At 46.3% G+C, this 18307-nt stretch carries 15 protein-coding genes and 2 pseudogenes; 5 read left to right on the top strand and 12 right to left on the bottom strand.

From position 1 onward, the window contains the following. Positions 1-120: 120 nt before the first annotated feature. On the bottom strand, positions 121-594 hold the full coding sequence (locus tag ACE41H_RS23510; RefSeq protein ID WP_375357998.1) for an elongation factor G-binding protein: 474 nt from the start codon (positions 592-594) through the stop codon (positions 121-123). Positions 595-937: 343 nt separating this feature from the next. Between ACE41H_RS23510 and ACE41H_RS23505 the strand changes: the two genes are divergently transcribed. Both ACE41H_RS23505 and ACE41H_RS23500 read left to right on the top strand, forming a co-directional pair. Beyond that, complete coding sequence (locus tag ACE41H_RS23505) at positions 938-1921, top strand: LacI family DNA-binding transcriptional regulator (protein WP_375357997.1); 984 nt, start codon at positions 938-940, stop codon at positions 1919-1921. Between the two features lie 51 nt (positions 1922-1972). Next, on the top strand, positions 1973-4228 hold the full coding sequence (locus ACE41H_RS23500; protein WP_375357996.1) for an alpha-galactosidase: 2256 nt from the start codon (positions 1973-1975) through the stop codon (positions 4226-4228). Between the two features lie 72 nt (positions 4229-4300). Here the strand turns inward: ACE41H_RS23500 and ACE41H_RS23495 are convergent, their stop codons facing one another. Beyond that, positions 4301-5113 carry a C40 family peptidase gene (locus ACE41H_RS23495; RefSeq protein WP_375357995.1) on the bottom strand — a complete coding sequence of 271 codons (813 nt, stop codon included), beginning with the start codon at positions 5111-5113 and terminating at the stop codon, positions 4301-4303. Between the two features lie 663 nt (positions 5114-5776). Between ACE41H_RS23495 and ACE41H_RS23490 the strand changes: the two genes are divergently transcribed. Then, entirely contained in the window at positions 5777-6643 is an 867-nt protein-coding gene (locus tag ACE41H_RS23490; protein WP_375357994.1) for a LysR family transcriptional regulator, read from the top strand. 53 nt (positions 6644-6696) lie between these two features. Here the strand turns inward: ACE41H_RS23490 and ACE41H_RS23485 are convergent, their stop codons facing one another. The 6 genes from ACE41H_RS23485 to ACE41H_RS23460 form a co-directional block, all read right to left on the bottom strand. After that, positions 6697-6939: an HPr family phosphocarrier protein gene (locus tag ACE41H_RS23485; protein WP_375357992.1), complete on the bottom strand. Its 243-nt coding sequence runs from the start codon at positions 6937-6939 to the stop codon at positions 6697-6699. Positions 6940-6986: 47 nt separating this feature from the next. After that, complete coding sequence (locus tag ACE41H_RS23480) at positions 6987-8285, bottom strand: CitMHS family transporter (RefSeq protein ID WP_375357991.1); 1299 nt, start codon at positions 8283-8285, stop codon at positions 6987-6989. Positions 8286-8376: 91 nt separating this feature from the next. Continuing rightward, positions 8377-9660, bottom strand: coding sequence for a four-carbon acid sugar kinase family protein (locus ACE41H_RS23475; protein WP_375357990.1), 1284 nt, complete (start codon positions 9658-9660; stop codon positions 8377-8379). Between the two features lie 25 nt (positions 9661-9685). Beyond that, positions 9686-10342 (bottom strand): aspartate/glutamate racemase family protein, encoded by a 657-nt coding sequence (locus tag ACE41H_RS23470; protein ID WP_375357989.1) that lies wholly within the window; start codon positions 10340-10342, stop codon positions 9686-9688. Positions 10343-10373: 31 nt separating this feature from the next. After that, entirely contained in the window at positions 10374-11024 is a 651-nt protein-coding gene (locus ACE41H_RS23465) for a class II aldolase/adducin family protein (RefSeq protein ID WP_375357988.1), read from the bottom strand. Between the two features lie 63 nt (positions 11025-11087). Continuing rightward, positions 11088-12158 (bottom strand): isocitrate/isopropylmalate dehydrogenase family protein, encoded by a 1071-nt coding sequence (locus ACE41H_RS23460; RefSeq protein ID WP_375357987.1) that lies wholly within the window; start codon positions 12156-12158, stop codon positions 11088-11090. 240 nt (positions 12159-12398) lie between these two features. Between ACE41H_RS23460 and ACE41H_RS23455 the strand changes: the two genes are divergently transcribed. Then, entirely contained in the window at positions 12399-13025 is a 627-nt protein-coding gene (locus ACE41H_RS23455) for an RraA family protein (protein ID WP_375357986.1), read from the top strand. A gap of 85 nt (positions 13026-13110) precedes the next feature. On the opposite strand, the gene ACE41H_RS23450 is transcribed toward ACE41H_RS23455, so the two are convergent. The 3 genes and pseudogenes from ACE41H_RS23450 to ACE41H_RS23440 form a co-directional block, all read right to left on the bottom strand. Further along, positions 13111-14004 carry an amidohydrolase family protein gene (locus ACE41H_RS23450; RefSeq protein ID WP_375357985.1) on the bottom strand — a complete coding sequence of 298 codons (894 nt, stop codon included), beginning with the start codon at positions 14002-14004 and terminating at the stop codon, positions 13111-13113. Beyond that, on the bottom strand, positions 14001-15146 hold the full coding sequence (locus tag ACE41H_RS23445; protein ID WP_375357984.1) for an MFS transporter: 1146 nt from the start codon (positions 15144-15146) through the stop codon (positions 14001-14003). The genes ACE41H_RS23450 and ACE41H_RS23445 overlap by 4 nt, the downstream gene beginning before the upstream one ends. 78 nt (positions 15147-15224) lie before the next feature. Next, positions 15225-15629 (bottom strand): annotated as a pseudogene (locus tag ACE41H_RS23440) (sigma factor); the annotation flags it as partial. A gap of 121 nt (positions 15630-15750) precedes the next feature. Here ACE41H_RS23440 and ACE41H_RS23435 point away from each other — a divergent pair. Further along, complete coding sequence (locus ACE41H_RS23435; RefSeq protein ID WP_375357983.1) at positions 15751-16416, top strand: hypothetical protein; 666 nt, start codon at positions 15751-15753, stop codon at positions 16414-16416. A 332-nt stretch (positions 16417-16748) separates the two neighbouring features. Here the strand turns inward: ACE41H_RS23435 and xerS are convergent. After that, positions 16749-17759: pseudogene (gene xerS / locus ACE41H_RS23430) on the bottom strand (tyrosine recombinase XerS); the annotation flags it as partial. Positions 17760-18307: the final 548 nt, after the last annotated feature.

Here is an 18307-nt window from a genome sequence, read left to right as displayed (position 1 = left end):
AATTCCACCTCTGAATAACCACGTATTTCATTAAAGAAAGAGAACAATAGAAAAAAGGGGCAACCCCTAGGCCATGTTCAATGGCTTTTGGAACGACCCCATTTTTTTGAGTTAAAACCTTTATTTTCGAACGGAGAGAATGAACTTCTCCAGTGACCCTGTAACCGTAATACTCTGATTGCATACCTGATTATCCATGCATACGTATTGACCAATGGCAGCATAATTATCCGGTGAAGGGATGGCAGGCTTGGTCTTGACCAGGAAGAATGCAAGCTCATGATGCCGATTACAAAACAGGCAGTACCCTTTCTTGTTGATCGGCGTAATCGGCGGATATGACTCCAGGTATGATTCCAATTCGCCAAGATATCTTTGGAAATCGTATGCCGTCTCGAAGGCCGATATTTGTTCCAGCATCTGCTGCTGATCCTCCGTCAGGTCAGGAAATGCTTCAACAATATTCGTTAAGGCGCTATACCTTACCGTGCTCAGGACACTCCGATCCGCCACGTTTCGCAAAGTGTTCTGAATGAATTCTGTTTGTTTCTTAATGACGTTATATTGATGATTTTTAATAAATGGTTTACTCATAGCTCTTCAGCCCCTTATTTTTCATTAAAGATCATAAGGTGCAAAGCCTGCTATAAGAAACGATTAAGCCTGGGCGATAAAATCAATCTTCTATCCTATCGCGCCCCATGCAAAGTATCGCCCTAAATCAGGCTTTGCATGAGGACTCCCTAGTGAATGAGCAATTTAGTATTGCCACGGTAAAACCCCCAGTCACAAATGATGAGAAAAGTATAACAAAAACGTCTATCGATGTACATTCTCAGAAGAATAACCATACCTATCTTGAAACTGCCAGAGGGGTATGCTAGGATGAATTCAGTTCTATTTTAGTAAAAATATTAACTAAAAAGGTGTGTCTCCATTGGCAACCATTAAAGACATTGCCCGTGAAGCGGGGGTGTCTGCCGCAACCGTTTCGCGGGTTCTGAACAATGACCTGTCCCTAGCCGTTAGCCCAGACACGAAAAGCCGGATTTTTGCAGTTGCCGAGCAGCTTGGATATAAGCCGTCCAGGCTAAGGCAGTTAAAACAAAACACGGAACGTGCCGGAAAAACGGTCTCTCTCCTCCTATGGTGTTCGATCGAAGAGGAACGGGACGATCCGTATTATGCCTCAATCCGTAGAGGCATCGAGCTGCGTTGTGAAGAGCTTGGCCTGACGCTGGGGCAGACCCTGCGGGGCCGCTCCTCCCTCGTTGCCCTGCAAAAGACGGATGGATTGATCGTTGTGGGCGGCGTTGATCCCGAAGAGGCCGTCAAGCTGCATCCCGACAAAAATACCATTGTTCTGGTAGACCAATACCGGGAACCATTAGAGTATGATTCGGTACGGCTCCATTTCCGGCAGGCTGTAGAGCAGGCGCTCGGACATTTACTTGACCTGGGCCACCGCCGGATCGGATTTATCGGCGGTGAGGGCGAAGGAGAGCGGCGGGCACATTATTTTGAACGGTTCTTGCGGGAACGGGGGCTATATCATCCTCAATTCGTCCGTACGGGAGCCTGGAGCACGGCTGACGGATACCGGATGATGAACGAGCTTTTGGCTGGACAAGAACGTCCGACAGCATGTTTCGCGGCCAGCGATCCGCTCGCTATCGGCGCCCTGCGCGCCCTTCATGGACATGGAGTCAAGGTGCCGGAGGATATGGCTATCGTGGGCTTCGACGACATTGAGATGGCCGCCTTCGTACAGCCTCCGCTGACCACAGTGCGGGCCTATCCCGAACAGATGGGCAAGGCTGCCGTTCAACTGCTGGCCGAACGTTTTGAGGGTCGTGAATCGCCTGCTCACAGCGTCATCGGAACCAAGCTGGTCATACGGGAAAGCTCGTGTAGCAGCTAAACCGGTAACTCAGTAAATCTATTCAATGAACCCCTAAAGGAGTGAATTTCCATGAACATTCACGTAGACGAAACACTTGGCTTGTTCCACCTGCAGTCCAAGGATTCCAGCTATATTCTCCAACTCGTCGAAGGCTATCCCGCGCATGTCTATTGGGGAGCCCGGCTTCATCATGACAGCAGTCTGGCCAGTATACTGGAGCTCAGGGAGCGCTGCTCCTTCTCTCCAAACCCGGTTTCTTCCGACCACTCGATTTCCCTGGATACGCTGCCCCAGGAGTACCCCCAGTATGGAACAAGCGACTTCCGGCAGCCTGCTTATCAGTTGACACTCGCGGACGGTACCCGGATTACAGAGTTGAAATATACCGGATACCGGATTGTATCGGGGAAACCCAAGCTCGAAGGACTGCCTGCCGTCTATACCGAAGCGGATGATGAAGCGGCGACCCTTTTTCTGACCCTTGCGGACAAATATTCGGGCCTGCAAGTTACACTCCTCTATACCGTTTTTGCGAATCACAGCGTTATTGCCCGATCGGCCTTGATTGAGAATAAAGGAAACGCTGCCATGACGCTTGAGCAGGCCATGAGCGCCTCTGTCGATTTTGCCGATTCCAATTACGAGGCCCTCTATCTGTCCGGAGCCTGGGTGCGGGAACGGCATATCCAGCGCCGTGAGCTCGGCCCAGGTGCTATTCGGCTGGAAAGCAGGCGGGGATCAAGCGGTCACCAGATGAATCCCTTTCTTGCCCTGCTTCGTCCTGATGCAACCGAGGATCATGGTGATGTGTATGGCTTCAGTCTCGTTTACAGCGGCAGCTTTATCGCGCAGGCGGAAGTGGAGCAGTTCAGCCAAACCCGCGTAAGCATTGGCATCAATCCCTTTGACTTCTCCTGGCAGCTGGAACCAGGCCAATCCTTTCAAACCCCTGAAGCTGTCATGGTCTATTCCGGAGAAGGCATCGGCGGCATGTCGCGCACCTATCACCGGCTCTACCGTACCCGCCTGTGCCGGGGCGTCTATCGTGATAAAGTGCGTCCGATCCTGGTGAACAATTGGGAAGCCACGTATTTCAATTTTGACGCAGATAAAATCGAAGCGATTGCCAAGGAAGCAGGTCCCCTCGGTATCGAGCTCTTTGTACTTGACGACGGCTGGTTCGGAAAGCGCGATAAAGACGATAGCTCGCTTGGGGACTGGTTTGAGGACCGCCGCAAGCTGCCTGGCGGCCTGGCCGACCTGGCCAAACGGGTGAACGAACAGGGTCTGCAATTTGGCCTTTGGGTAGAGCCGGAGATGATATCACCGGACAGCGAGCTGTACCGTAAGCATCCTGATTGGTGTCTGCATGCCGATGGCCGGCGGCGGACAGAGGCACGGTCCCAGCTCGTGCTCGATCTCTCCCGCCAGGAAGTATGCGATTATTTATACGATACGCTAAGCGCTGTATTCTCTTCCGCTCCGATTACTTACGTCAAATGGGACATGAACCGGAATATGACGGAGATCGCCTCGGCAGCAGCTCCAGCCGCGCGGCAAAAGGAAACCGCACACCGTTACATGCTCGGGCTGTACGATCTGATGAACCGTCTCACCTCCCGCTTCCCGGACATCCTGTTCGAAAGCTGTTCCGGAGGCGGCGGACGATTTGATCCGGGAATGCTATATTATATGCCGCAAACCTGGACCAGCGATGATACCGATGCCATCGAAAGATTAGCGATCCAATACGGAACCAGCATCGTCTATCCGGCCAGCACCATGGGAGCTCACGTCTCGAACGTCCCGAACCACCAGGTGGGACGAATGACCTCGCTTGCTATTCGCGGCGATGTGGCGATGAGCGGCAACTTTGGCTACGAGCTTGACCTAACCAAGTTTACGAAGGAAGAAAAAGAACTCGCTGCCAAACAAATTGCCCAGTACAAGGAAATCCGTTCCCTTGTGCAGCAAGGGGATATGTACCGGCTCCTCAGCCCGTTCGAAGGCCGGGGCGATACGGCCTGGATGTTCGTCAGCGAGGACCGGTCGGAAGCGTTTGTCGCATACTTCCGCGTACTGGCTGAGCCGAACGGTCCGATCCGGCGGTTATCGCTCAAAGGACTTGACCCGCAGCTCAAATACAAGATTGAAACCGGGGTGACGAATAACAGCTTGGTGGAAGCCGACGGTTCCCCCTTCCGCCTTGCATTCGGCGGTGAAAGCTTTGGCGGAGACCGTTTAATGAGCATCGGACTTGTCGTCTCTGATCTGAAAGGCGACTTCGCCAGCTTAACCTTCCGGCTAAAGGCACTGCCCCGCTGATAGCGTATGGAGTCGATCATAATCAAAGAGAGCGCCAGTTTCGGCGCTCTCTTTGATTACTTCTTTCATTTGTTACAGTGCGCTTCCTCCAAACAGGAAACGATACTCCCAATGCTTGCCTGCAATGTCATTGATGGTTACTCCCCCGCCCTCATTGGAATACGTATGCAGCACTTTGCCGTCCCCCAGATAAATGCCGGTGTGTGTAATCCGTTGTTTGGACTTGTTAATACCAGCATAAGAAGAGGCTTTTGTTCCTTTATAGGACATAAAATACATCAGATCCCCCCGCTTCAGCTTCCTCCAATCGGTCTGAACCGGACCTTTAGCTTTAACATAATCCCCCTGCTGGCGGGAATCGGATGGCAGTTTGGTGCCTAGTGCATCCAGGAAGGCCCGTCGTATAAAGCTGGAACAGTCAAATGTTGCTGTGCTGTTACGGTTTGCTCCATATTCGTAAGGTGTACCCCAATATTTCATGCCTGCAGCGATTACCTTTTCTACAGCTTGGCTGCCTTTGGCGGTGGAAGTATAATTCGAGTCCGAAGCGCCTGTATTGCCGCCAGAACCGACGCCACCATTGATAGCTTGAGTATATTTTGATGAAGATGATATATATCCTGTCCGATTGTCGGCATCCTGCACCTTGTACCATTCTGATCCGGATTCTTCAAGGATCGTTACCGTCTCGCCTTTAGGCAACTGACGAATAGTGCTTGCAGAAGTCGAAGGCGACGTACGCAGATTAACGCCCCAGATAACCTCCGCTTTTGAATTTTCAACCGCGGCTGCCGATACGGATGCCGTGAATGCCCCTGCCGTTAGACTTGCTGTCAGCATTGTTGCTGTTACGCTCAACGAAATGATCTTGTTTTTCCAATTCATGCTTTTGTGTTCCTCCTGATGTCCCAGATTTTTTCACCCGGCCTGTTTCCCACCGGGCTCGTCCCATTGTAAACGGACCGTCCAGAAACGATCATCAGCCCCGAGTCCTGTTTGACACAGGCGAACTTGAGCACAAGGAATCAGAAGAGGAGGCATGATTTGTTTTCCAAAAGCATTAAAAATCCTGATTTCAGAAAGGTTAAATAAAAATTAAAATTTTGTAACCAGTTGATATCATTACATTTTTTAATGATTCGGAGCAATTTCTTTTCCCCGACCAGGACGGCGGGCCCTATGTCCTATTTAGACATTTTTTAAAATGTCGAAAGTGGTAAAAATTACATCCCTAAAGGTTACAAATTTGGCTTGATTTTTTCATCGGATCACTTTATCTTCATCCAAATAAGTAATATCATATAAATTAATTACAATAAATGTAGGTATCTCGTGGCTTTTCGAGTGGTCCATCTGCTTGGCTGCTGCGAGAACACGGCTTCAGAATAATTCGTTAGTCCAAAAGTTCAGATGCATATCTGATCCTCAGGTCCTCACTTCTACTGGTAAACCCGTTTTTGACGTTATGGACACGAAACAATGATAGAATATAATGATGATATCAAAGTCATTACATCATTTTTTTCTATGTCTGAAGGAGACCTCCACATGGATGAGAAAGATTGGACCACATTGCAATTGCTTGCGCAGGAAAAAAACATTACAAAAACAGCAGAGCGTATGTTTATTTCTCAGCCTTCACTTACCTATCGCCTTCAGCAGATTGAGAAGGAATTTGGCATCACGTTGTTATACCGGGGCAGACGCGGCGTGGAATTTACTGAGCAGGGTGCTATCCTTGTCGAATATGCCAAAGAGATGCTGTTTAAGCTCTCGAATATCAAGGAAGAGCTCAGAAACATGGAGGGGAAAATTCAAGGCACGCTTCGACTTGGCGTTGCAAGAGGAGTGGCCTTGTATAAGCTCCCAGATATACTGAGGCAATTTCTTGACCTTTACCCTTTGGTGGACTTTACGGTTAAAACAGGGCTCAACTTGGACCTTATTACGTCAGTGTTTAAACAGGAGGTACAAATCGGCATCGTGCGCGGCGAACACCACTGGTCCGAAGAAAAAGAGATTATCGATCAGGAAACGATCTGCATCATATCCAAATCCCCCATTGATCTGGATTCACTGGCAAACAAACCGAGAATCACCTATAATACCGATCCCGCTTTGATTATGGTGATCGACAGTTGGTGGAAAAACAACTATTCCAAACCTCCACTTGTCTCTATGGATGTGGATACGATGGAAATCGCTAAAAGGATGGTTCAAAGCGGATTGGGTTACGCCATTGTTCCTTCTATTGTCATGGATAAGGAGGAAGAACTGGAACAAATCCCTTTAAGGGATAGTGCGGGTGAACTTATTTTGTGGACAACCTGGATGCTGTACAGAAAAGAATTTATAGACTTGGCGACAGTTAAAGCATTTGTGAATTTTATAAAAGAGCGCTATCGGGCGATCTGAAACACAATAAGGGCCTTCTCCCGAACTGTATAAGAAGAAGGCCCTTTTTTACATTATATGATTTCTACACGAAGACCATTTTTTGCAAACACATCAAGCATGGCTTCCTTGGCTTCTTTTTCGTCCGGTCCGTGGATCTCCAGCTTGAACTCATCGTCCTGAAACAAGGTGATGCTCAATCCGAGCATGCTTTTGACATCAATATGTTTGCCGTCCACCAGCAGCACAATGCTGGATTTAAACTGGTTCGCGGTATGATTGACCTCTACAATCGCGCCTGTTATTCTTCTTTTCATGGTTTGCCTACTCCCTTCGCTTTTTAATGTAGTATGGACAACAAGATTTATCCGATGGAAATTGCCCCGGTAATAACCGCGAAAGCAAGCATGGCCAATGAGGCGATGAGAATCGGAATAAATGAATATTTTTGCAATTTGCCCAAATCAGACCGAATTAACTCGATCAGGACCCATAGCGGTGCCGATGTAGGTCCGAGCAGATGCACTGCCTGACCAACTACAGACGCTCTTGCCACATCAATCGGATGGAATCCATACTGCTCCGCCGTTTGCGCCAAAACAGGAACAACCCCGAAGAAGTAGGCATCGTTGGACATAAAGAAGCTCAATGGAATACCGATGATGGCAATAATAACGGTAAAGAAAGGACTCATGGATTGAGGAATCCAGGCAACTAACTCACCAGCCATGGCGTCAACCATTTTCGTACCTGATAAAATGCCTGTAAAGATGCCTGCCCCAAGCACTAAGCTGACCACAGGTATGGCATTGCTCCCATGCTCTTTCAAGACTTTCTTCTGATCCTCCAGATTTGGAAAATTCACGAGAAGCGCGATGACAAACGCAATCATAAACAGGGTAGCCAAAGGTATGATATCCGCGATAAGCACAGCCATCAGAGCAATCGTCAGGAACAAGTTAAACCATAGCTTCCAGGTGCTTTTGGTTTTCTTCTCACCTGCCTCTGCTTCGGATTCTTTCTCGGAATCAAGCTCGATCTCTAATGTTCCTATCCGTTTGCGTTCGATTCTGCCTAAAACATAGGCTGTCAGGAGAATCCACAAAGCGCTAAGCAGCATAGTAGGAATAAACGGACTAAAGTAATCACCAGCATCCAGCCCCAGTACACTGATCGCGCGTGTAGCTGATCCTCCCCACGGCGTCATGCCTGCAACAATCCCGAGTGACATGATAGCCACTGTGGCAAGAACTAGCGGATTCATTCCTATCTTGCGATACACGGGCAGCATGGCGGAACATACAATCATGTAGGTTGTGGTTCCATCACCATCCAGAGCGCATAGCAAAGCCAATATGCCGGTCCCTACGGCTATCTTTGCCGGGTCTCCCTTGGCTATTTTCAAAAGCTTGGCACTTAGCGGATCAAATAAGCCTGAATCCATCATGATTCCAAAATAGAGAACTGCGAACAGCAGGAGCACAGCTGTTTTGGCTACAGATTCCACGCCTTCAATCATCAAGTCTCCAAGCTGTGCTCCAAAGCCGCCTATAATAGCAACAATAATGGGAACGACGATAATAGCGGTGAATGCGATCAGGCGCTTGCTCATGACCAAGACCGTAAAAACCAACAGTGTTAATAATCCTAATAAAGCCAACATGGTGTCATCCCTTTCCGATTGATAGCGCTTACAATTAAACCTGACCAAGACACCATCCTGTAATTCAGGCTGGGTGGTGTCTATAGCTGCATCACTTAGACGAGATTTCTTTAAGATGCTGAATGGCACGCTCTAGAAATTCAGGGGTTCCAAAGCTTCCGGATTTGAGTACAATCAGTAACTCCGGACCAATGGCAAGCCCTGAAGGCAAACCTGTTTCGATTTCCTGGACAATATAGTTCCCTTTTATCTCCAATTTCCTGCACACCGTTCCTGAAGTATCGCCACCTGCAACGATTAAACGCTTGTAACCCGTCTGCTCCAGCACTTTCTGGGTTACGACTGCCAATACATCGGAAATGGTTTTGCTAACAGAGAGAGAATCCAGATGATGACTCTGTCCTATTTCTTTGGTTTCCTTTACGACGTCTGGATCATTGTCCGCCATGATCAGGACATCTTTGCCCATCTGAATGATGCCTGACGCCAATTTAACCGCACGTTCAATTTCTTCGGACTGCCTGCCCGGATGGAAAAAGTTCCGGGAGTCCAGAATAATATAATCTATTCCCTTTTGAATCAAGTAAGCCGTTTGAGCCTTGGTCTGAGGAGTCAGACTTCCGGATACGATAAATACTCCGTTGGAATCGGTCATATCCTTATGATTCATGGGATTCGGGGAATTTCGTGGCCCCCAATACTTGGGAAGCTCTTCCGCAATGGCTGAGCTGCCGCATAAAACAGGCATATCATGAACAGCACCTGCAACCATAAATAAATCAGCCTGTGTTTCTGCGTCGATGATGCAATAATTACTGGACCTTTTCGCGGCAGCAACGGCAGCTCTTAACGAAACTACGCCTTCTCTAACCTTTTCAATCGGAATTAAGGACACTTTGCGTTCTGTCTGGGATTGCAGAACTTTGACGATATCCGATTCCAGGGTGGGATGTACCGGGTCCTTGGCAAACCCAGATTCTTCAAGGCGTTTTCCATGAACGGTATGAATACCATGCCTTGTTTGACGGCCGTTTTTTGGAAAAGCCAGTATTACCGCTGCGAAATCTTCTTGCAGCACATCCATCATGGCATCCAGTTCTTTGCCTACATTGCCCCGAAACACAGAGCAGGTTTTGTTAAAATAAGTTTTACATCCAAGCTGCTGAAGCTGGCGTGTGGCCTTAAACACTTTTTCGTAACTCAGTTCCGGTGTATCCAGTCTGCTGTCTGTGTCGATAACAAGCACATCCGCCTGATCCGCGCTCGGCTGCTCCTCTTCATCAAAAGCAACTACTTTAACGGCATAATGATTATTGTTGAACATCAGGCCGATATCATTGGCCCCGGTTGTATCATCCGCTACGACTCCGATCATAGCTGCAACTCCTTTCGCTTTGCCCCTAATCCGCCAACTGCTCCAATAAAGACCGGATACTGCTTTCCGGGCTGGTCAATACCGGCTTTCCCGGCGGAGTGTATCCTTCCATGGCTCTGGCCATGGATATCTGCGCGAGAACGACGACATCGCAATTCCGGGACATTTCCTCCACTTTGTCGCGAATGATTTGATTATGACGCTGCTCTTCCCCGTTTTGCAGAGCTGCAAAGGCATCTGTCAGCGTATCGGTATAAATCTCAACCGGCTTGTTCCTTTCTTCCGCAATCTCTTCAAGGATCTGCTTGGTGATGGGAGCAGCGGTCACTACCGTGGCGATGACACCAATTTTCGTGCCAAGCTGGACAGCCTCTTCGAGCATGGCAAAATCAACGCTGACAATGGGAAAATCAAATAACTGGCTAACCAGGGAAGTATATGGCGTGAAGCTTGAACAGCTTAGAAGTACACCGTGCACTCCGGCCTCCTCGGCTTTTTCAATTAAACGGATGAACCGCCGGATCAATGGCCGTGTAACTTTGCCTGCAGCATTTAACTCTGCAATCAGGCCTTCATCCAAAAAATTCAGCGACTGCATCGTTGGCGCGTATTGGCGAAAAGCTTCTGTCATGGGCTGCACTGAATTTAACGTGGCATGTACCAAACCGACCCGTTTGCTCATGTCCATCCCTCCCTTGAATTTTTTCTGGTTATCATTTGCCGCCAAGACGTTTCCGTGGTTTGTACTTGGAGTCCTCCAGAAAGCTCTGAACCACTTGATCAGGAATTTTGTTCAGTTTAATGCCCGCGGCTTGAGCCTGAATGATCATCCGAGAGGCCATTTCCAGCGTTTCCAGCCGCATTTGGGCTTCCGTCAAATGATCATCAAATACCACTACGCCATGGTTGCGCATGATGATGACATTGGCTTTTTCCGCTTGCTCCGCAATGGCATCTCCAAGCTCCTGAGTTCCGGGATGATGGTAATCCACATAAGCAGCATGCTCCAAATAATACATGGTCTCAATAAACAGCTCCGAGAGAAGCGGTGTATCGCTGCAAGCCATTAAAGTGCTGTAAAATGGCGACGAGTGCAAAATGGCTCCGACATCAGGACGCCGCCGGTATATTCCGGTATGAAATGGCGTTTCTTTCGACGCTTTGTGTGTCCCTTCATAAGTTCCCGTCGGGATATGGGTGATTATAAAGTCATCCTCATTTAAATCTCCCATGAAAGTTCCGGATGCGGTGATCAGCATGTGTTCTTCATCGATGCGAGCGCTCATGTTCCCGGAGGTGCCCCAGGCCAATTCATGGTCCAGCAGATAACGTCCAACCTGGCTTAACTGTTGCTTTAAATTCATGGTCTAATCCCTTTCAAGCAGCTGCTGAATGAGAAGATTCGGCGGTGTACCGAATCCGCTGGATTACAGCTTGCCTATATTGGCGACAATAGCAGCCGTAAATTCGGTGGTGGAAGCCGATCCTTTCAAGTCTCGTGTCTTCACACCTTCTTCCATCGTCTTGAATACGGCTTTTTCTATCAGCTCGCCAACCGTCTTCAGTTTCTCATCCTTGTGGCGCGCGCTCAGCCATTCCATCAGCATGACGGTGGACAGGGTAATGCCTACCGGATTGGCGATGTTCTGACCGGCAATGTCTGGCGCAGAACCGTGCGCCGCTTGCGCCATAGCCAGCTTGTCGTTGGTATTGATGGATGGAGCCAGCCCCAGGCTGCCTACAAGCTCGCCCGTTAAATCCGAGAGAATGTCTCCGAACATATTCTCTGTGACAATGACGTCAAAGTCTTTCGCCCGGCGTACAAGGTGAGCCGTCATGGCATCGATATGGTAGTCGTCCACCTGCACTTCCGGGTACTGCTTGGCGACCTCCAGGCAGACATTCTTGAACAGACCGGTGCCCAGCTTGATCACGTTCGCTTTATGCACGATTGTGACCTTTTTGCGGCGCTGCATAGCCATGCGGAAGGCTTCATGAGCAATACGCTCCGCCGCTTTGCGGGTGAAGACGCCGGTGGAAACGACGACATCTTCGGTGATCTGCCATTCGCCGGTTCCCATATACATGTTGCGGTCACAGTAGAAGCCCTCCGTGTTCTCACGGAAAATGACCAGGTCCGTGTCTTCCACCACACCCTTGATACCTGCCATGTTCTTGGCTGGGCGAACGTTGGAATAGAGATCGAAGTAGTGCCGAAGCTCGCCGCTCGGGTTGCGATTTGCTTTATGCTGCTCAGGATAAGCGGCGGAGTCGTGGGGTCCCATGATCCAGCCGTGCAGCTTTTCCAGTTCATCCTTGGTGTACTGCGGAATCGGGTCCCCGTACTCTTCAATGCCCACCCAGCCCATGGGCAGGGTCATGAATTCTATATTTGCGCCGGCTTTCTGAGAAGCCGCTTTCAAAATGTCGATCGTCGATTGCGTAATCTCCGGTCCGATGCCGTCTCCGTACAGGGCGCCTAATTTGTAAGTGGTCATATGTTCATTTCCTTTCGCTGTGTAGAATTTTTTCTTAATCCCAATATAGTAAAACTTAAAAAATACATAAAATATTTACTTTTGATCATTTATCATAGATTTTTTTTATTTCTGTTTTCGTCGCTACTTTATAATAGGAAGTTTTTATTGAACACCATAAATAATTTAAATTTCAGCTGATCTATCCTGCCGAAGTAAACTATATTCAAGGTTGTTTATTTCAATGGAGGAGGTAATCAGATGACAGATATCCTGCCGGAATTAAAAGATTTGCCCACGACGTGCCTGTCTGATGCGATGGATGGCATGAATAACATGGACTCTGCGATCAAGCCTTTGCAGGACGATTACAGAATTGCCGGAAGGGCATTTACCGTGAAAATGCCTGCCGGAGATAATCTCATGGTGTTGAAGGGAATACGTGAGGCCAAACCGGGTGACGTCCTTGTGATCGATGCCAAAGGAGATACCTATCGGGCAATCGCAGGAGATTTTGTGGTGGGAATGGCTAAAACGCTGGGGATTCAAGCCATTGTGGTAGATGGTGTGATCCGGGATATCGTCGGAATCCGGCAATTGGATTATCCGGTGTTTAGTAGAGGAACTACCGTTGCTGCAGGCGGGAAACTGGGGATGGGAGAGGTTAATGTTCCGATCTCATGCGGCGGTGTATCTGTACATCCAGGGGATATTATTGTGGGTGACGCAGACGGTGTATTAGTCATTCCGCAAAGCAAGGAAGCAGAGGTCGTGCAGTCTGCCAAAGAAAAGTTAAAAAAGGATGAGGAACGGGAAAATAGAATCAGCGGAGACCGCCAAGCAACTTTGGATTATTTGGACAGCATGCTCTCCAAGCTAAAAGCTTAATTATTTTATTGGATTACCAGTAACTGAATAAAAAAGGCTTTCCACCAGAAAACACTGCGGAAAGCCTTTTTATTTTGGGACGTCATTAAAAATCATATAACCGAGCTGGATTATCAACCAATATTTTATAAAACATCTCTTGATTAGACGCCTGCTCAGCCAGCAAATCCAGCAAATTCGCATCATTGGGCATCGGTTTACCGGCAGAATACATGCTTGGATGCGGCCAATCACTTCCCCAAATGACACGTTCCGGAGCTGTTTCAATGAAAGCTGTGGCTAAAGGCAGCGTATCAGTATAATAAGGTGGTCCTTCCAGAGAAAGATGATACACTCCTGACAGCTTCACCCATGCCTTCCCCTGCTCCATTAAACTGTTCATAATCTTGAATGCCGGATGCCTTGCCCCCACAGATAGAGGTATCCCGCCCAAATGATCAAAAACGATTGGACATGCAAGCTTATTCAGTAATTTGCTCATCTCAACCGTATCATCAGCGTTCATCCAAAATTGAATGTGCCAGCCAAAATCGGCTATCCTTTCAGCTAGAGACTGTATTAGCGCAAAATCCTTGGGTGCTCCTGTGCTGATATTAAACCGAATTCCTCTTACGCCGATGTCGTGCATGCAGGAAAGCTCCGCTTTCGTTATACCTTGATCAACCACAACCACCGCCCGCGAATTGGAACCCATCTGCAGCAAGGCGTCTAAGGTGCAACGGTTATCGGTTCCATAGGCTGACGGGGTTATAATTACATTTCGAGTCATACCCAGCCGGGTTTGGAGCTTTCGGTAATCTTGTACCGTGGACGAAGGCTGTCCGCGCTTATCTTCAGGACTGTATGGAAACCGTAATGGATCATATATATGATGGTGGCAATCACATGCATGATCCAGAATCGTTATGGAAGGGATGTTGGTCCCCGTAGAGTGCGGCACAGTATTCAGGCTTTCCTTCTCATCATTTTGCTCTTTCATCCCATCCCTCCGTCGGCTTGCTCTTTCTCCTGCCGGATCAGCCATGAGCCCCCTAACAAGAATACGCCACTGACGTAAAAAACAGACAGCAATCCTAATGAAGCTCCAATAAAACCAAAGAAAAGCGGCGCCGCAAGCTGGGACAGCCGATTCGCCGCAAGACGCAGCCCCAGCACCTCACCCGTACGGGATTTAGGCGAAGAATTATATGCGACTGCCATGGAGATCGGCTGTCCGCACCCAAGGCCAAAACCCATCACAACACTCCAGAAGCTCATCCATAAATAATGTTCAGATACGGCTACACCCAGAAACGCAATTCCAGCCGCAACTACGGAACCAATCAAAATAAGCTGATGGTTGGATATACGGATTAATCTCGGCAAAACAAAGCGGACAGCAACCATCGCAATCCCTTGTATGGATAAAATCCAGCCTATGACTGAAGCGGATATCCCATGACTGACCGCGTATAAAGGAAAATATGCCGTGAATATGTCTCTGGAATATAGAGCCAAAGCATTGCCAATTAAAGCTTTACGCAGCGGCTTTGATTTCAGCAGACCTAACGATTCGGACAGCTTTATATTTGACGGGGCGGTTCGATTTCTTGTTCCAGGCAGTTTAAGACTAAACAGAAATGTGCTTGCTGCAACCATCGAAGCTGCGGCAAAAACAAAGGAATACGTCGTAAGGTCAAGTAGATAACCGGCGGTCATTGGACCCGCTACCGCTGCCAAAGAATTTACTGTACTAAAATGGCTGTAATAGTCATCCCTTTTGCCCTCCGGAGCATGTTTCCCCAGTACATTTTGCAAGGAAACTGCGATGAACACACTCGCAAGCCCAGTTAATAACTGAGAAGCAAACAAGGACCATAAGTAAGGAAACAGCCAAGGTAAAAGCATTCCCACTCCTAGCGAGGACATTCCGAACAAAACAGGCAGCCTGTCCCCAATCGCATCCGCAATCTTTCCGGCACGTATAGCCAAAAAAAGCGGCAGCACCGCATAACATGCGGTTAAAACACCCACGGTAAACGGAGTAGCTCCCAAAAACGAAGCATAGAGCGACAAGGCCGGCCGCGACATATTTAATATGATTTGAAAAGCAAAACCTAAAATCAAGACATATTTGAACATAGTGGACCTCTAATTATTTCAGCTTAATATATGTATTTTAATGTTTTAAGGCATCATAAATAAATGATCAATTTTTTATCTATTTTCATAAAAGTATTCTATCTCAAAGCACCCAATCACCACTTCCTTCTCGCAGTCGTCCAGGATCTCGAGGTTGCGGTAGATTATGTTTTTCTCGATATTGAACTGTGCCGTATTGATCACATCATCATCTTTGGAGCCGAGGATATCTATAAGAGTAATTTCATTACCTTCTTTGTCAGTCCCTATCGGGTCATGAAAGTAGATGTCTTGCGAGTTTTCTTGAGAGAATGCAAGTGCATGAGGATTTCATTTTCGTTACACCGGGCCACAAATGTTGCCTATTTGGTGCCTTTGCCGGTGCGGAAGCGTTCGATGGCCTTGGATGAGTCCTATGATGTCGATGGAGACCAGATCCTCAAGGTCTTTGCCGGTGTTACCGGATTTTAAGACGTTGTGGATACGAAACGATAACCGTTACAATTACAAGAATAGTTTTCATTAATAAAGTTGACACATCCCAAAATTAGGAATATAGTTTGTTTACTAAATACAAATTTGTATAAAAAAGGAGAAACACCACATGAGTAAATCTTTTCCTTATTTCAAAATTTTCATTACAGTAATACTAATCTTTCAATTATCCGCCGTTGCCTTACAGGCAGAAAGTGCAGAATCGGACGTTCAAAAAATCGATCCTCTTACGGAATCAGCAACGGTATCAAAAAATTTCATTAAAGAGAAAGCGATTGAAGAAGGAAAAGAACTTAACGTGAACGCATATGAAAACGCGCTTGCAAAGGCAGACTCGGAAGCAGAAAAAGAAAAGCTACAAAAAGAGCTAGATGAGTATATTGTTTATAGTGAGGAGAAGTATTTAAATACAGATGGTTCAGTTAAAGGAGACGTTAGCATTTTAGCTTCACCAGGTGACAGTAGGATAACAACTAGTTATGCGTATGGTCAAAAAACAACCTATGCAAATCAGAGTGGAAAGTTGTCAGATATGACAAGTAAAAGTATTACACTTGGTTTTTCTTATACGCACCCATACGTAGGCGCTTTCATGTCGGCTATAGATGTTTTTATTCCTTCAGTACAATATGAGAGCTATAATAGTACCATTATTTCAACTATTCATGATTACGTCATCATCAGGAAAGCTGTAGAGATCTATCAATGGAATGGAACTCAATATACATGGGCACCAATGGCGACATCTGAGAAAAAAATACATCAGCTCAGCTAAATACCGTATATTATAAAGGAAGTACCCGCTATACACCGTCAAATTTGGATTTGGGACAAATAGCAGGGCAAGCCGGTACTTATTTTTATGATGAAGCTAAATTAGTTGTACATTGACACAAAGTTCCCTACCAAAATGACACAAAGTTCCCTACTTTCATGCATTTATGCCCTTTGTCTTTAATTAACGGAGCAAATTTGGAACTTGGTAGGCAACTTTATGATGTCATTCTCCAGTCTGGTAGGCAACTTTATGTGTCATTCTCCAGTCTGGTGGGTAACTTTATGTCAATTTTCCTGCCTGGTAGGCAACTTTGTGTCACTCCCTCCAAATTATTTATCCATGTTGTTTACAGCATTTTTCATTTGATCATCTGTTAAGTGCGTATAAATCATTGTAGTTTGTATTGAAGAATGTCCTAATTGATTTTTTAATTTTGGGACATCATTATTCTCAATATGATAACGTGTGGCAAATGAATGCCTCAAAGAATGAACCGTCAAAGCCGGCTTTCCAAAGGCTGTTGCATATTTCTCAACAAGTTTTTCTATAGAACGTTGTGTTAAACGTCTATTTTTACCTTTGCGTCCTACAGGTGCTGCAATAAACAAATATTTTTCATTTTTTTCTGGGGTATATCTTGTTTCCCTTACCTGCAGGTAATTCTCAATATCTAGGGATGCTTGGCTGCTAAAGTAAACATATTGCTCTTTTCCCCCTTTTCGAGTTACTCTTACAGATGATTTCGTCAGGTCTAAATCCTCAAGATTGATTCCGGAAACTTCCGATAATCTAAGTCCTGATCCTAAGATTAATGAAATTATTGCCGTATCACGTTCACGATTAAACTGATGGAAATTCATGATACGTTTATTTGTTTTGTTTAATTCGCCATAATCGTATGCTACAAACACTCTAAAAGCTTCAAAATCATTTTCTCTCAGTATTTTCCCTTCCATACGATTCGCGATCGTTTCCTGACTTTCTTTTACTGCATTCAAGTCCATTTTAGCCATAACATTTCGTTGTATATAAGGCTTTAAATCAATTGTTTCGGCTTTATTCTGTAAGTAATCAAATAAGGACTTAAGAGAAGAAAGCTTACGGTTTATTGTTAGCTTATTATTCCCAAGTTGATACTCCAAAAAAGACAAAAAGCTTTCTGTTTCACGTATCGTTAATGTTTCTAGCGTGGATAATTCAATTTCTGTTCTTTTTTGAACTGTGGTAAAGTTCTCTGTAATCAGCCAATCAAAAAAGATAATATAATCGTGGCAGTAATTAAGAAGTGTTGAGGCAGAAAGCTTACGCTTCTTACTGTCAATAAATTCAGTAACATACCAATTGTGTATTTTCCTAAATCCATTTCGAAGTTCACTCCGATTGAGACATTCTCCATATCAATCTTTCCACACCGCTGTAGTAGTTCTGTTCCTCCCCATTGAAACGCAGCGATAGTATCGACGTATGGATCCGGAATAACCACACTTAGTTTTCCTACAGACAGAAGTATAGTATATTGCCTGGTATTAGCATCTCCGTTAGAGCAGAAATACGTAAAGTATTCCATTGATCAAACAGCCTAGAGTAGATCCTTTTTTGGTACTTCCACTGATCTAATAATCCGTAAATGTCATAATTGTCCAAGTTATTATTGTAGCTGATAAGTCCCTATTCACTTTGTCCTTGATCGATACTTTTTGGAGTAAATCGTAAGTATTGCTTACTAGCTAAAGGCATTCCTGTAGTGAGTGTTGTTCCGACTCATTTAACCAGTTCCACTTAATTCGGACAACTTTAGGAAGCACACCATGTGGATCGGCTACACTTAGTTGGACAATAAAAATAAGGGCTTGTAGAATAAACCTATCATGTTAAGGAGCGGATCTCT

The organism is Paenibacillus enshidis, from assembly GCF_042136365.1.
GTDB lineage: Bacteria > Bacillota > Bacilli > Paenibacillales > Paenibacillaceae > Paenibacillus > Paenibacillus enshidis.
Note: the sequence above shows the minus strand (reverse complement) of the source record. Positions and strands in the feature narration are given on the sequence as shown.